This is a genomic window from Oscillibacter sp. MSJ-31 (assembly GCF_018918025.1).
Taxonomy (GTDB): domain Bacteria; phylum Bacillota; class Clostridia; order Oscillospirales; family Oscillospiraceae; genus Hominicoprocola.
Window position 1 is genome coordinate 1 of record NZ_JAHLPT010000031.1, and the last position, 14,122, is coordinate 14,122.

Annotated in this window: 9 protein-coding genes; 5 read left to right on the forward strand and 4 right to left on the reverse strand. The window is 58.7% G+C overall.

What is annotated here, in order from left to right:
- Positions 1-673 precede the first annotated feature (673 nt).
- The gene (locus KQI17_RS12475; RefSeq protein WP_216496537.1) at positions 674-1,066 is read left to right on the forward strand and encodes a hypothetical protein; all 393 of its coding nucleotides are present in this window, start codon (positions 674-676) and stop codon (positions 1,064-1,066) included.
- A gap of 78 nt (positions 1,067-1,144) precedes the next feature.
- Here KQI17_RS12475 and KQI17_RS12480 read toward each other — a convergent pair whose 3' ends face one another.
- On the reverse strand, positions 1,145-4,042 hold the full coding sequence (locus KQI17_RS12480; RefSeq protein ID WP_216496538.1) for an S-layer homology domain-containing protein: 2,898 nt from the start codon (positions 4,040-4,042) through the stop codon (positions 1,145-1,147).
- A 6-nt stretch (positions 4,043-4,048) separates the two neighbouring features.
- Positions 4,049-4,393: a hypothetical protein gene (locus KQI17_RS12485; protein WP_216496539.1), complete on the reverse strand. Its 345-nt coding sequence runs from the start codon at positions 4,391-4,393 to the stop codon at positions 4,049-4,051.
- A 205-nt stretch (positions 4,394-4,598) separates the two neighbouring features.
- Here KQI17_RS12485 and KQI17_RS12490 point away from each other — a divergent pair, with 205 nt between their 5' ends.
- Together KQI17_RS12490 and KQI17_RS12495 are read left to right on the forward strand one after the other, a co-directional pair.
- A complete protein-coding gene (locus KQI17_RS12490; protein ID WP_216496540.1) occupies positions 4,599-5,039 on the forward strand; it encodes an Hsp20/alpha crystallin family protein in 441 nt (146 codons plus the stop codon).
- Between the two features lie 1,154 nt (positions 5,040-6,193).
- Positions 6,194-9,013 (forward strand): S-layer homology domain-containing protein, encoded by a 2,820-nt coding sequence (locus tag KQI17_RS12495; RefSeq protein ID WP_216496541.1) that lies wholly within the window; start codon positions 6,194-6,196, stop codon positions 9,011-9,013.
- 86 nt (positions 9,014-9,099) lie between these two features.
- On the opposite strand, the gene KQI17_RS12500 is transcribed toward KQI17_RS12495, so the two are convergent.
- Together KQI17_RS12500 and KQI17_RS12505 are read right to left on the reverse strand one after the other, a co-directional pair.
- Positions 9,100-9,483: a hypothetical protein gene (locus KQI17_RS12500; RefSeq protein ID WP_216496542.1), complete on the reverse strand. Its 384-nt coding sequence runs from the start codon at positions 9,481-9,483 to the stop codon at positions 9,100-9,102.
- Between the two features lie 531 nt (positions 9,484-10,014).
- Positions 10,015-10,224, reverse strand: coding sequence for a hypothetical protein (locus KQI17_RS12505; RefSeq protein WP_216496543.1), 210 nt, complete (start codon positions 10,222-10,224; stop codon positions 10,015-10,017).
- 150 nt (positions 10,225-10,374) lie between these two features.
- Here KQI17_RS12505 and htpG point away from each other — a divergent pair, with 150 nt between their 5' ends.
- Positions 10,375-12,252: a molecular chaperone HtpG gene (gene htpG, locus KQI17_RS12510; protein ID WP_216496544.1), complete on the forward strand. Its 1,878-nt coding sequence runs from the start codon at positions 10,375-10,377 to the stop codon at positions 12,250-12,252.
- 36 nt (positions 12,253-12,288) lie between these two features.
- Positions 12,289-14,001, forward strand: a complete 1,713-nt coding sequence (locus tag KQI17_RS12515; RefSeq protein WP_216496545.1) for a hypothetical protein — start codon at positions 12,289-12,291, stop codon at positions 13,999-14,001.
- The last annotated feature ends 121 nt before the right edge of the window (positions 14,002-14,122 follow it).

Below are 14,122 nucleotides of genomic sequence, written 5' to 3' on the forward strand. Positions count from 1 at the left end.
TTCTGGTTTATAAGTTGCAGTTGGCAGACCGCATCTTTATCTTACCAGAAGGAGTTTTTTCTCCTCAACTATTTAATTCTTACCGAACCACGCGTCTAACGCGTGGTTTTGGTATACAAGAAAGCCCTCCCGGCCGGGAGGGCTTGACTTTTGTGCGCGGTATGGTACAATCGTCTCAAGGACGCTGTTGTATTGCGGCGGTTAGCCACTCCCTTGCGAAAGGGGGTGATGCAGATGGGAAACGGACGCCGGGCGCGAGCCCTGCGTTTCGCGATATGCTTCATCGTGATCCTTGCGGTCATGATCTACATAGCCCCAAAAGCGTGTTGACCGCCCGGCTAGCACCCGAGCGGTCAACATAGATAAACCTGTGTTGATTTTTGAGGGCTAACTGCCGATACAGCAGCGTCCCTTGCTATCTTCATTATAATCCGGCGGGCGAAAATGTCAAGCCGGAAAATTTTTTGCTCTCGTTGCACGCGGACGGACACCAAACCGGCGAATCACTCCTACAGGTGATTCGAGATATTTTCGTCGTAAGAAAAAATCGTAAAACCGGCGGAAACCTCGGAATTTTACACGAAAAACTGAATCATACACCATCGGCCGCCCCGGCGGGGCGGCTTGAAACAAACCTCGCCCTGATCGCAGGGCGTAAAAAACAGGAGGAAGCATGACAAAAACCACCAACTACCAGCTCAACCAATGGGCGAAGTCCGACCGCATTATGATGGAGGACTTCAACGCCGACAACGCAAAGATCGACGCCGCGCTCAAGGCCAACGCCGACGCCATGCCGCGAATCCTTCACGGCAGCTACACCGGTGACGGCGAGACCAGTCAATTCATTCCGCTGGCGGCGCAGCCGCAGGTGCTGATCGTCACAAGCGGCGGCCGTACCAGCCAAGGCAACATCATGTACGGCGGCGTGGTCTTTCCGACCGTTCCCAGCGAGAGCGTTACGCTCGGCGAAACCGGTTTCACCGCGCGGGGCGGCAGCGCAAACTCAATGGCCCGCGCCAACCTACTCAACACGAACTATCAGTATTTGGCAATCTACTGGTAAGCAAAAGGAATCCCTCGGGCTTGCGCCCGAGGGATTCCTTTTTGGCGTATTGGAATGATTTAGATCAAATGATCAAAATCAAGCGATGGTGTAAGAAACAGCAGTGCCGTCCTTAGCAACCACGGTGACAGTCTCGCCGGAGTCGCTGGTACCGTCGGCGTTGGTGTCGTTCAGCTGAGCGGCCAAAGCGCCGAAAGCGGCAACGGTCTCAGAAGCGACAGTCGCAGCAGCGGTGTTGGAAGTGATGGTCAGAACACCGGTGGTGGGATTGAACGCAGTCACAGCAGTCTGAGCGGTGAACGTGGACAAGCCAGCGTTGGAGGCGAGGTTGTTGTTCACGTCAACGAAGATGACGCTGATTTCATCGTCAGCATCGCCATCCAGATCGGTCACACCAGCGACCACAACGTTCAGGACGTAAGCGCCGGAAACCGCAGTCTCCTGAGCCAGAGCGATCTCGCCGCCCTCAGCGCCGGTCTTCTTGTCGGTGTCGACATAGACGATCTTGGTGTCCTTGGTGATGATAGCCGTACCGGAACCGGCAGGAGCGATACCATCAGCATCGAGGGTCAGCTCGGTCTCGTTGTCCTTGTTGACATAGGTGCCAAGCAGAGCATAGGCAGTGCCGATAGCCTTGACGTTGTCGATGTTGCCGTTGGAGAGCTTGTCGAAGGTGACGAACGCGCCCTTGGCAGCAGCGTCAAGCGTAGTGACCTTGGTGGCGTCGGGAGTCACGAAGGTGGTGTGAGCAACAGCGCCACCAACAGCATCGGAGTCAGCGTTGCTCAGGTTCTCAGCCTTGACAGCGGTGAGCTGGCCGTCGTTGGTCCAGATGTCCATAACGGCATAGCCGGTGTTGTCCTCTTCCACATAGTAGGTGGTGCCGGTGACATAGCCGTAGCCGGCGGAGCCGCTCAGGCCGGGGATCGCGGCAGCGTCATACAGAGCGATGACGGAAGCGGTCTCAACGCCGTTGACCTTGCTGTAGAGGTACTGCACGGTGTCGCCCCAGTTGCTCTTCCAGCTCTTCAGGGTAGCGCCGGTGATGAAGGAAGCCTTATCGTTGGTCGCGTCATAGACCATGACGACAGCGTCGTCGGCGATGACCTTGCCGTCCACGGTGGGCTTGGTGGTGCTGGTGACATAGACGGTGGTGCTTTCAGCGAACTTGGTGGAGCCAATGACATCGTCAGCGAGCATGGTCAGCTCGATGGAGCCGTTCTTCTCCTTGAAGGTGTACATAGCACCGACAACGACATTGCCTGCAGCATAAGAGCTGGTGGAGCTGAGGCTGGTGACATAGTCGCCGTTGGTTACTCTGGTAGCGTTATTACCGTTGACCTTGGAGATCTTGATGGTGGCAACGGAGCCATCCTTGGCGTACATGACCTTCGCCTCAACGCCGGAGCCGATGCCATAACCGTCCAGGTTGCCGGCCTTCATCACGAACAGGACGTTGTCAAGAGTCTTGCCATTGACGACTTCCACATTGTAGTAGTAGCCGCCCACGACCGCGAGCTTAACGGTATTGCCGACGGCGGGAAGGGAACCGTCGACCTTCTTGTACCAGGTGTTATCGACCTTGATATCATTGCCCTTGAGAGCGGTGACCTTGCCCTCAACGGAGTCGACCTTGGTCAGGACGGCCTTGCCATAGACGGAGTTCGCAGCGGCGACGATCTTGGCATAGTCGTTCTTGGCAACGCCGGTGTAGACATTGTTGTCCTCGAAGGTGTACACACCGCCGGCGGTGACGGACTTGGTGCCGACATAGGTGACCTTGGCGACGGTAGCGGGAACGATGATGGCATAGTTGTACTTGCCGTTGTCGTTGCTGTCGACGAGAGTCAGAGCGGAAGCCTTGTCAGCCGTGATGGCGTTCAGGTTGTAGCCCGCGTCAGCGATGGCGGAACCGTTGAACAGATAGACGTCAATGTTGGCCTCAACATCATCCAGCTTGTACTCGGTGCCGGCCAGCTTGACCTTCTTGTCCGCGGTGTCGGTGCCGAGCTCAAGCTCGCCGACGGTAGCGGCGACGGAAGCGTCAGAGGCATAGATGCCGTAAACGTTCTTGGTGCCGTCCTTGGCAACGGACCACAGGACCTTCACGGTGCGGCCGAACAGCTCGCTGTAGTCGGTGGAGGACTTCAGGGAATAAGCATCCTCCAGAGTAGCGGAAGAGCTTGCAGGGGTGTTGCTGCCGCTGGCAACGGTGAGGTTGGTCATAACGCCATAGGTGAAGGTCTTCTTGTCGCTGCTGTAGAAAGCCTCGGTCAGGTAGCCCTTGGCGTTCTTGACCTTGAAGGTCTCGCTGAGGAGATCCTTGCCGTTGTCGTTGGCCTTGTAGCTGTAGGTGATGCTGCCGGTGTTGATGTTCAGGCTGGGGGTCTTCTCGATGAGGTCAGCGTCAACAGCGTTGTAGATCATCTGAGCGGCCTCGTCACGGGTGAGCACCTTGGTGCTGGTGACGGACAGGTCAGCGAAGAGCTTGCTCAGCTGAGCGTCGCGGATGATGTTGATGGACCACTGAGAGCCAACGTAGCCCTGAACGGTGGCGTTGTAGCCGATGGCGACGAGCAGCATCTTGGCGGCCTCAACGGCGGTGACGTTCGCGTTGGGAGCGAAGGTGCCGTCGCCACGACCGGCGATGACGCCCTGGCTGTAGCAATACTTGATGTAGCCTTCCGCCCAGTGGCCGTTGATGTCGGTCAGGTCGGTGGCGGTGCCCTTGAAGGCAGCCGCGTCGATGTCGCCGAGCATGATGATGGTGATCATCTTCGCCATCTCCGCACGGGTGACGTTGCCGGCGGGAGCGAAGCTGCCGTCGGGCATACCATTGATGACGCCGAGGGCGTTCATCACTTCAACAGCTTCCTTGTGGTCGATCTTATCGACGTCGGAGAAAGCTGCGTTGCTGATGGTGACGAGGGACATGGACATGACCAGCGCCAGCACCAGAGCGAGTAACTTTTTCATATAGTGTTACTCTCCTTTCTGAAATTTCCGTTTCCGGTTCTGCGGCATCGTATATTTTTCCACGTTTCGGCGTGATTTTCTTTTGCTTATGCACGTCGGCTCGTTGAGGAGGGCGTCCGTCAAAATCCTGCCTTTGTGCAAAACGGAGAAAATGTTGCAAAAACGGGTAAAATAGGCGATATCGTATCCCCATACATTTTCAGAAATTTCAAAAATTTTTGCAGCAATATCAGGCGCTTCGGGGATCGGCGCGAAAAATTGGGTAGACGGAAGGGTAGACGGCGACCCTCTCGGAAAACCCGCAAGCCCTTGCGCCCCAGGCGTTTCGGCGGGTAGACATCGGGTAGACATGGGCGGTTTTAGGGCAGGCTGCCCGTCAAATGCAACAAAATCCGACGCTTTTAGCACTCTTAGAGTGAGAGTGCTAAAATTCATAGTCCGTTCACACAAATGCGTATCTTTGGACACAATTCCGGGGTAGACTCTGAGTCAAGAAAAGCAAAGGAAGGCAAGCTCCCGAGGCTTTCCAAATCTCGAATTTTCGGAGGTATTCATTATGTTTGAACTGAGACCTTACCGCAACAATAACCACATGACCACCTATGACCCGTTCCGCGACATGGAGGCGCTGGAGCGCGCGTTCTTCGGCAACCGCGACTTCCTCGGCGACGTCGGCACGTTCAAGACCGACATCCAGGACAAGGGCGACCATTACCTGCTCGAGGCCGATCTGCCCGGCATGAAGAAGGAGGACATTGCCATCGACATCGACGGCGACAACCTGACCATCAAGGCCGAGCGCAGGAACGAGCACGAGGAGAAGGACAAGAGCTACGTCCGCTGCGAGCGCAGCTACGGCAGTTACGCGAGGAGCTTCGACATCTCCGGCGTCAAGGCCGAGGGCATCAAGGCCAGCTACAACGACGGCGTGCTGAGCCTGACGCTGCCGAAGAAGGACGTCGAGGTTTCCGGCAGCCGGAGACTGGCGATCGAGTGAGATCTGCCGCCTGAGGGGCGGCGCCACATTTGCCGTCTGACGGCGGCACGACCAAAGGGGTCATTCTCTACCGTAGAGAATGGCCCCTTTGAAACCCCAAGAGAGCGCAAGGGGCTTTTCCACCGTCGCGGCACAGCGATTCCCGCGCCTCTTCGGGCGCGCCAATCGCGCCGCTTCCTCGAAACCGCCTCGCTTTTTCCGCCACCGGCGGCGCTTCGGCGCTTTCCCCTTGACCCCCGAACTGCCGATGTTTTATTTCATTTCAGCAACTGTATGTCAGCGTTTATCTTCTGAACGATTTGACGTGCTTCTCTTTCCGCTCAGCCGCTGCTGCGGTGCTGGTACGAGCTGCTGTTAAAAATTTCTCCCGAAACCCCACCGCAGAGCGGCAGCGGCCGCAAGGAGCAAGCCAAATCGAAAGCGGCAATAAGAAACTGCACGCACTCCTTTGCGCAGCGCGTGCAGCATCAGCCTTGCAGAGGCGGGCAATGGCAGGTCAAGGGCGCAGCCCTTGCGGTCTTGGGGAATCGAAAGGGGGCCATTCTCCCGCTAAGAATGGCCCTCTTTCCTTATGCGCCGCGCGGGTGCGGCGGGGTTTCGGAAGTGCGGCTGCTCGGAAAGAGAATCGCCCGGGTAAAATGCACGCAGAGTTGCACGGCGGCGGGCACCAAAAGCCCGCCGTGCGGCCTACCTATAAATAGGTCCGCCGAGAGATGCCGCTCTGCCGCGCGGGGACGGCCCCTCCGCGCATGCCGCTGCGGCGTAACAAAAATACTGGAATGTTACAGGTGAGTTACAAATCGACCAAAGCGGTTGACGGGCTGGAAAGCCGGGTGTAATATGAGGGTGCAATTGATGGTGGGCCAAGGTGAGTTCCCGGTTCAGTTACGGGAACGGCATGCCACGGTAAGTGGATCGAGAAACACCCGAAAACACCTGATTTTGCAACACAAATCCGCGAATGGGGATACGATATCGCCTATTTTACCCGTTTTTGCAACATTTTCTCCGTTTTGCACAAAGGCAGGATTTTGACGGACGCCCTCCTCAACGAGCCGACGTGCATAAACAAAAGAAAATCGCGCCGAAACGCGGAAAAATATACGATGCCGCAGAACCGGAAACGGAAATTTCAGAAAGGAGAGTAACATTATATGAAAAAGTTACTCGCTCTGGTGCTGGCGCTGGTCATGTCCATGTCCCTCGTCACCATCAGCAACGCGGCTTTCAGCGATGCTAAGGAAATCAAGCACGCTGAGGCTGTTGGTGTGATGAACGCCCTCGGCGTCATCAACGGTATGCCCGACGGCAGCTTCGCTCCCGACGGCAACGTCACCCGTGCCGAAATGGCTAAGATGATCTCCATCATCATGCTCGGCGATGTGGACGCTTCCGCGTTCGTCGGCACCTCCACCGGCCTGACCGACATCAAGGGTCACTGGGCTGAGGGCTACATCCAGTATTGCTACAGCCAGGGCATCATCGCCGGCAAGGGCGATGGCACCTTCGCTCCCAACGCGAACGTGACCACCGTCGAGGCTGCCAAGATGCTGCTCGGCGCCATCGGCTACAACTCCAATGTTCAGGGTTATGTCGGCTCTGACTGGGCGATCAATGTCACCCGCGACGCGCAGATCTCCGGCTTCTTCAAGGATCTCAAGGGTCTCGTTTCCGGCAAGGCTCTGTCCCGTGATGAGGCTGCCCAGATGATCTGGAACGCCCTCCAGGCTCCCACCGTCGTCAAGACCGCCACCATCAACTCCGAGGGCAAGGTCTCCTACACCTACAGCAACAAGAACGAATCCAATCAGTGGAATGCCTCCCTGCTGAACAAGACCTTCGACGCTGTTACCTATGAGGGTATCCTCACCGGCAGCGGCAAGTGGGGCACCAGCACCAATAAGGATCATTACTCCATCCAGGCCAAGAAGCTCAACGGCAATGATCTGACCGGATCTTCCTCCCCCGCTCTGAATGCTACCCTTCAGTTCAAGTATAAGGGCATGGATCTGACCGCTATGGCCGGCGAGTATGTCAAGGTCGTTTACAACACCGAAGACAAGACCACCTATGGCGTGTTCTCCGTCGCCGACATGAACACTGTTGTTTACTCCACCACCGATAAGGTCGAGGATATCAAGTCCGACTCCATCAAGATCGACGGCGTGAAGTACGACACCGATTCCCTCGGCTACAACTATACTTCTGCCAAGGCTGATGCCGTTAAGTTCGTCGATTCTGACGGCGACGGCAAGCTCGACTACTGGAAGGTCGACTATGTTGGCGTTTACAAGGTCACCTATGTTGGCTCTGACAGCTTCACCCTGTCTGCCACCGATACCAACAACGCCAACAGCTACACGCTCGACAGCCAGAGCAACAAGTTCGCCGACGTCAAGGCCTATGACGGCATGGCGAAGGACGACATCGTTGTTGTCAAGCAGGATCTCTACAAGGACGAGATGGTCGTTGAGAAGGCTGACGTTGTCAGCGGCACCGTCAGCGGCATCAAGACCGGCAAGGTTCTTGTCAACGGCACCTGGTACCAGTCCATGACTGGCGTCACCTCCCTGGCCCTTGGCAATGTCATCGACTTCTATGCCATCGGCAACACCATCTATTACGCTAAGGTCACCTCCGGCGCGAAGAACGTTGAGAACGTTGCCATGGTCATCACCGTGGGCAATACCACTGACACGCTGAACGCCGCACAGGCCAAGCTCCTGTTCTCCGACGGCAGCAAGAAGGTCGTTACCGTTGCGGCGGATTCCGGTTACGTTGCTGCCGGCAGCCTCACCGTTGGTTCCCTCTACACCTATGAGACCAAGAATAACGGCGATTACCGGCTGAAGGCTCTGTCGAGCTTCGGCGACTACACCGCTCTTGCCACTCACACGCTGAAGGATAAGGACGGCGGCACTACCGCTGCCGCTGCCATCGGCTACATCAACGACGGCACCAGCAACATCAGCATCGCTGACAATGCCGTGATCTTCGTCCTGAAGGGCACTGCCAACACCGCTAACGCTGCCAACGACGGTAAGGTCATCACCGGTAAGGAACTCAAGAGCGCCCTCTATAGCTCCGTTACCGCGGTTGCCAACGCTGCCACCGCGACCTCCAACGGTCTGACCAAGGTCGCCTTCGCTGCGGTTTCCGCTACTGCATGGCCCACCACCACCAGCTCCGCTAACTATGGCTATATCGTTGCCGATCCTTACATGACCGAGGTCGACGGCACCAAGTACGTCACCTATCAGCTTTGGGACGGCTCCAACACCGTGACCTATAAGTTCAAGGCTGACAGCATTCCCGCCAACACCGACAAGAAGGGCCTCGTGATCGGCTACGACACGGCTGACGGCGATATCATCAAGAATGTGACCGACATCACCACCACCGCCGCTGCGGTGAAGGGTCTCGACGGCACTGAGATCACCTTCGATGTGACGGTTGGCGGCAACGCGGCCGGCACCTCCTTCAAGCTCGACGGCAACACCACCTACCTGTACGTCAACTCCGACGCCGAGAAGGCTGAAGAGATCGGCGTTTCCGGCGGCTCCGTCGCCCGCGCCAACAACCCGGCTTCCGGCATCTATGTCAAGAACGTCCGCGTCCTCGCGAACTCCGACAAGACCATCAAGCTGATCGTTGTTGACGTTGACAACAAGCTTGCGCTCCAGGCTTCCGAGATGAAGGATGTTACCGTCACCAACACCGCTTCCCTGACCGCTGCGAACGTCAAGGTCACGGTCGATGGCAATGAGGTGGACGTCGCCGCTGGCGCCACCGATGCTGTCAAGGCCGGCGATCTGATCAAGATCACCAATCTTGACGCTACCAAGACCCTGACCTACTCGGTCACCGGTGTCGATGGCACTCACTCCGGTGCGACGCTGGTTGCCGGCGCTTCCGTGACCCTCGTGGCCACCGGTTCCGCTGACGTGGCTATCACCTGGACCAGCCTCGCCTAATTGACCGTCACCGGTCATTCGGCACAGGCAAAACCTAAAAAAAGAGGAGCCCTCCCGATTCGGGAGGGCTTCCTTTTCTGCTGTCCTCAGGGGGCAATGGCAAAGTAGCGGTAGACAACGCCGTTTTCGTTAAAGGCGACGCTGTCGTTGATGAGGAAACCGCTGCCGGTATGCGTCAAGCCGCTGCTGCCGCCCGTGCCGCCGTGGATGCAGCCTTCGCCGGCCATCCAGCCGACTTCGGTGAAGTTGGACGAACGCCTGCCGGTGCGCTGCACCATGAGAAAAGCAACCGGACGCCCAAGGTCAACGGTGCGGTCGTTGGTTCCGTCGCCGGTGTAGCTGCCGGTGACAAGCTCGGCCTTGCCCGCGAGCGCGGCGTCAATCTTCTGGTTGTCGGCGTTGAAGTCGTCCATCATCACGCGATCGGACTTTGCCCATTGGTTGAGCTGATAGTTGGTGGTTTTTGTCATGCTTCCTCCTGTGTTTTACGCCCTGCGATCAGGGCGAGGTTTGTTTTCAAGCCGCCCCGCCGGGGGGCGGCCGATGGTGTATGATTCAGTTTTTCGTGTAAAATTCCGAGGTTTCCGCCGGTTTTATGATCTTTTCTTACAGCGAAAATATCTCGAATCACTTGTAAGAGTGATTCGCCCGTTTGGTGTCCACTTATGTGCAACGAGGGCAAAAAAATTTCCGGCTTGACATTTTCGCCCGCCGGATTATAATGAAGATAGCAAGGGACGCTGCGACAAGCGGTCGACCCAGTGAACGTTAAATTCTAATCAAAGATCAGAAAACCGTCACCGTGCCGGGTGGCGGTTTTCGCGTTTCTTTATCATAATCGTTACCGTAAAGGAACCGATATGTAAAGTGATCCGCATGGTCTTACCCCCTTTCGGGTGGTGTGGCCGACCGCCTGCCGTCTGTGCAGCGTCCCTCAAAACAATTGTACCATACCGCGCAAAAAAGTCAAGCCCTCCCGACCGGGAGGGCTTGCTGCGTATTCAGCGTGGGATACGCAGGCAGCGGTAGGTGCTGCTGTGCGCGTTGAGCGCCGGCTCGTCCGCCGGACGGGGCCACGCCCTTCCGAGCTGCTTCATGATGCAGCAGGTCTTGGCGTGCGCCATGTCCATCAAGTCCAGCACGCGCTCGTGGGGCGTGCGGTCATCTGACCGGTACGGCACAAACGGCACCTGCGGTTCCGCTTTCTTCATGTCCTCACCTCCTCCCCTTTTGCGCCGCCGGACCGGCGCGGGGCACACATCCGTGCAACCGAAACGAAAAAATTCAAAATTAGATAACAAACCCTTGCGGTTCTGTGCTATAATCAGCACAAATATATCACCAAAGGAGATGCCCCTATTATGGCAAAGAAACAATTCAAGGCAGAATCCAAGCGCCTGCTGGACCTGATGATCAACTCCATCTACACCCACAAGGAGATCTTCCTGCGCGAGATCATCTCCAACGCGAGCGACGCCATCGACAAGCTCTGCTACCTCTCGCTGACTGACGATAAGGTCGGCCTTGACCGCGGCGATTTCAAAATCGAGATCACCGCAGATAAGGACGCGCGCACGCTGACCGTGAGCGACAACGGCATCGGCATGGACAAGGACGAGCTGGAGAACAACCTCGGCGTCATCGCCTCGTCCGGCTCGTACAAATTCCGTCAGGAGGCCGAGCAGAAGGAGGACATCGACATCATCGGTCAGTTCGGCGTGGGCTTCTACTCCGCGTTCATGGTCGCGGACGAGATCACGGTCGTCACGAAGAAGTACGGCGCGGAGACCGCCTACCGCTGGCAGTCCTCCGGCGCGGATGGCTACACCGTCGCCGAATGTGAGAAGGACAGCGTCGGCACCGACGTCATCATGCACCTCAAGGCGGACACGGACGAGGAGAAATATTCCGAGTACCTCGACGGCTATCGGCTCTATGAGCTGGTGAAAAAATATTCCGACTACATCCGCTACCCCATCCGTATGCTGCGCCCGACGCGCAGGGTCAAGGATGGCAGCGACCCCGAAAAGCCCGAGTACGAGTATGTGGACGAGATGACGACGGTCAACTCCATGGTGCCGCTCTGGCAGCGTCCGCGCGGCGAGGTGACGGACGAGGAATACGAGAAGTTCTACCAGTCCATCGCCCATGCCTTCGACAAGCCGCAGCGCGTCATCACCGCAAGCGTCGAGGGCGCCGTGACCTATAAGGCGCTGCTGTTCATTCCCTCGCAGCGGCCGATGGACTTCTACAGCGAGGGCTATGAAAAGGGCTTGCAGCTCTACTCCGCGGGCGTGATGATCATGGATTACTGCGACGCGTTGCTGCCGGATTATCTGCGCTTTGTGCGCGGCGTGGTGGACTCCCCCGACCTGAGCCTGAACATCTCGCGCGAGCTGCTGCAGCACGACCGTCAGCTCAAGGTCATCGGGAACAGCCTGGAGAAGAAGCTCCGCGCCGACCTCGAAAAGCTGCTGCGCGACGACCGCGAGGGCTACGAAAAATTCTACGAGAACTTCGGCCGCGCCATCGGCTTCGGCATTGCCGGGCCGGACGGGCTGAGCCGCAAGGAGGCGCTGCAGGATCTGCTGCTCTTCTACTCCTCGACGGAGAAGAAGCTCGTCACCCTGCGCGAGTACGTCGACCGGATGCCGGAGAGCCAAAAGTACATCTACTACGCTGCGGGCGAGAACGTCTCCGCCATCGACCACCTGCCGCAGACCGAGCTGCTGAAGGATAAGAACTACGAGATCCTCTACCTCACCGGTGAAACGGACGAATTCGTTCTGCAAATGCTGGGCAAGTATGCCGACAAGGAGTTCCGCTCCATCGTCGACGGCGAGCTGGACCTCGGCGGCGAGGAGGAAAAGGTCCTCGACGAAAAGCCGGAGCTGATGCAGTTCGTCAAAGAGACGCTCGGCGATAAGATCAAGGAGGCCCGCGCTTCCCGCCGTCTCAAGACGCATCCCGTGTGCATGACTGCGGGCGAGGGCCTGAGCTTCGAGATGGAGAAATACTTCAAAAACTTCCAGATGCCAACGCCCGTCAAGGCCGACCGCATTCTGGAGCTGAACACCGACCATCCCGCTGTGCAGGCGATGGAGGCCGCCATGACCTCCGACCGCGCCAAGGCGGAGCTGTACGCAAAGATCCTCTACGATCAGGCGCTTCTCATCGCGGGCCTGCCGCTCGAGGACCCGAGCGAATACACCGATCTGGTCGCAGAGCTGATGAAATAAGGATCGCCCCGAAAACGCATTTTGGAGGACGCCGCTATGAAAAAGCTGTCCGCGCTGCTCCTGTCCCTGCTGCTCCTGCTCACCGCCTGCGGCACGCCCGCTACGCCGGGCGACGCTGTGACACTGCCGACTCCAAACGATGAAATATTGGTCGAGGAGGGGCTGCGCGCCGAGGATCTGCCCGAGGTCTGCCGCCTGTGGTTCGACCTTGCCGAGACCTCGGGCGCGGCGGATAAGAGCAGCTCTCTTCCGCTTGCCTCCCGTGCCGACGAGGGCGCGTGCGATTACCTCGCCGTCCGCCTGCCGGACGGAACGTACACCGATCTCATTCAGGAGGGGCAGCTTGCCGACGAGGGTGTCACGCTTGCCGATTTCTCCGGTGGCAGGGCGAAGCAGGAGGGCTCCTATGGTCAGCTCGCGTGGAACGGCGAGCTGTACCACGCCTTCACCGTCTCCGCAGCAGACTGCACCCTCCCGAACCTCACCGCGCCGGACGGCGGCATCCTCCGTCTGAACATCTCCGGCGACTGCACCGTGGACGGCGGCGGCACGGAGTACGCCTGCTTCGAGGGCTTTGACTGCTTGCTCGTCACCGGCGGCGGTACGCTGACGGTCTCCAATGCCGCAGCCCTCGACTGCGGCGGCGGGGATCTCCCCATCCCCTCGCTGGTGCTTGACGGCGATGTGACCCTGCGCTGCGACGACATTCGCCTCGCCGCTCCGAATACGGTCGACGTGCCTGCGCTCGCCGTGCTCGGCGGCACACTCTGCACCGATATGCTTTGGCTCAGCAACGGTATGCTCGTCAACGCCGGCGGCACGCTCAGCGTGCAGGGCTCCGTGCAGGAGCTGAAGCGCGCGGTGTTCCGCGGCGGTACGACGCTCCTCGGCGCAGCCGAACAGAAGGCGGAATTCATCCTCTCCGGCGGCACGGCGCACCTTGCGGACGGTCTTGCCGAGGGCTCGACCGTCGAGGGCGGCGCGGGCGTCTTTTCCGCGCAGAGCTTTTTCGGCGCGGTGGTCAACGACTATGGCACCGGCGCTGTCCTGTGGGACGGCGCGGACGACTCCGCTTACCGCAGCGTCTATGGCGCGGACTATTACCCGACGGACTACAGTCCGGATTGGGCGGGCACGGTCTCCGGCGCGGCGTGGGACGCGCTGACGGTCGCCAATCCCTATGAAAACGACTGGTTCGCCGGTACGCTGACGCTGGAGAACACTCACGCGCCCGAGCTGCTGCCGTGGGGCGGAGCGCACCTGCGCGTCCTCGGAGAGAATGCGGTCGACGGGACTCTCGGCGGCACGGGTCTGCTCTTCACGGGCGGCGGTTCGCTCACCGCGGGCGAGCTGAACGTTTGGGCATGGGGCAGCGTCCGCGCGCCCCTCCTCGCCGTACAGGATGGCACGGACGTCCGCTGCGGCGCGCTGCACATGGGCAGCAATGCCGAGGAGAAGGGCACGCTGCTCGTGGAGAGCGGCAGCCTAACGGTGGGCGGTGAATTCTGGCTGCAAAATGCCGCGCTTACCGTCACCGGCGGCGAACTGACGCTCGCGGGCGATGCGAGCATCGACCGCGGCGAGGTCCGTATCAGCGGTGGAACGGTCACGTTCGGGCACGGACTGTGGCTCGGTGAGGGCGACATCGTCATCACCGGCGGCACCGTCATCGTTCCCGGCGGAGAAGCGGGTCTGACCGCCGAAAACGGCAAGGTCACCATTTCCGGCGGCGCCGTCCGCGAGCCGTGACAGCATAATCATAACCACCAGTAAACTGGTGGTTTGGTCTGCCCCTAAAAGGGGCTATTACGACCGTAGCCCCTGAAAGGGGCGTTGAAGGTTTGACACCGCATTACCATTTCAGGCAGCC

What these genes read in the sequence shown, in the direction of transcription:
- KQI17_RS12475 (WP_216496537.1), top strand. Translation starts at nt 674, where the DNA reads ATGACAAAAACCACCAACTACCAGCTCAACCAATGGGCGAAGTCCGAC.
- KQI17_RS12490 (WP_216496540.1), top strand. Translation starts at nt 4,599, where the DNA reads ATGTTTGAACTGAGACCTTACCGCAACAATAACCACATGACCACCTAT.
- KQI17_RS12480 (WP_216496538.1), bottom strand. Translation starts at nt 4,042, where the DNA reads ATGAAAAAGTTACTCGCTCTGGTGCTGGCGCTGGTCATGTCCATGTCC.
- KQI17_RS12500 (WP_216496542.1), bottom strand. Translation starts at nt 9,483, where the DNA reads ATGACAAAAACCACCAACTATCAGCTCAACCAATGGGCAAAGTCCGAT.
- KQI17_RS12495 (WP_216496541.1), top strand. Translation starts at nt 6,194, where the DNA reads ATGAAAAAGTTACTCGCTCTGGTGCTGGCGCTGGTCATGTCCATGTCC.
- KQI17_RS12505 (WP_216496543.1), bottom strand. Translation starts at nt 10,224, where the DNA reads ATGAAGAAAGCGGAACCGCAGGTGCCGTTTGTGCCGTACCGGTCAGAT.
- KQI17_RS12515 (WP_216496545.1), top strand. Translation starts at nt 12,289, where the DNA reads ATGAAAAAGCTGTCCGCGCTGCTCCTGTCCCTGCTGCTCCTGCTCACC.
- htpG (WP_216496544.1), top strand. Translation starts at nt 10,375, where the DNA reads ATGGCAAAGAAACAATTCAAGGCAGAATCCAAGCGCCTGCTGGACCTG.
- KQI17_RS12485 (WP_216496539.1), bottom strand. Translation starts at nt 4,393, where the DNA reads ATGTCTACCCGATGTCTACCCGCCGAAACGCCTGGGGCGCAAGGGCTT.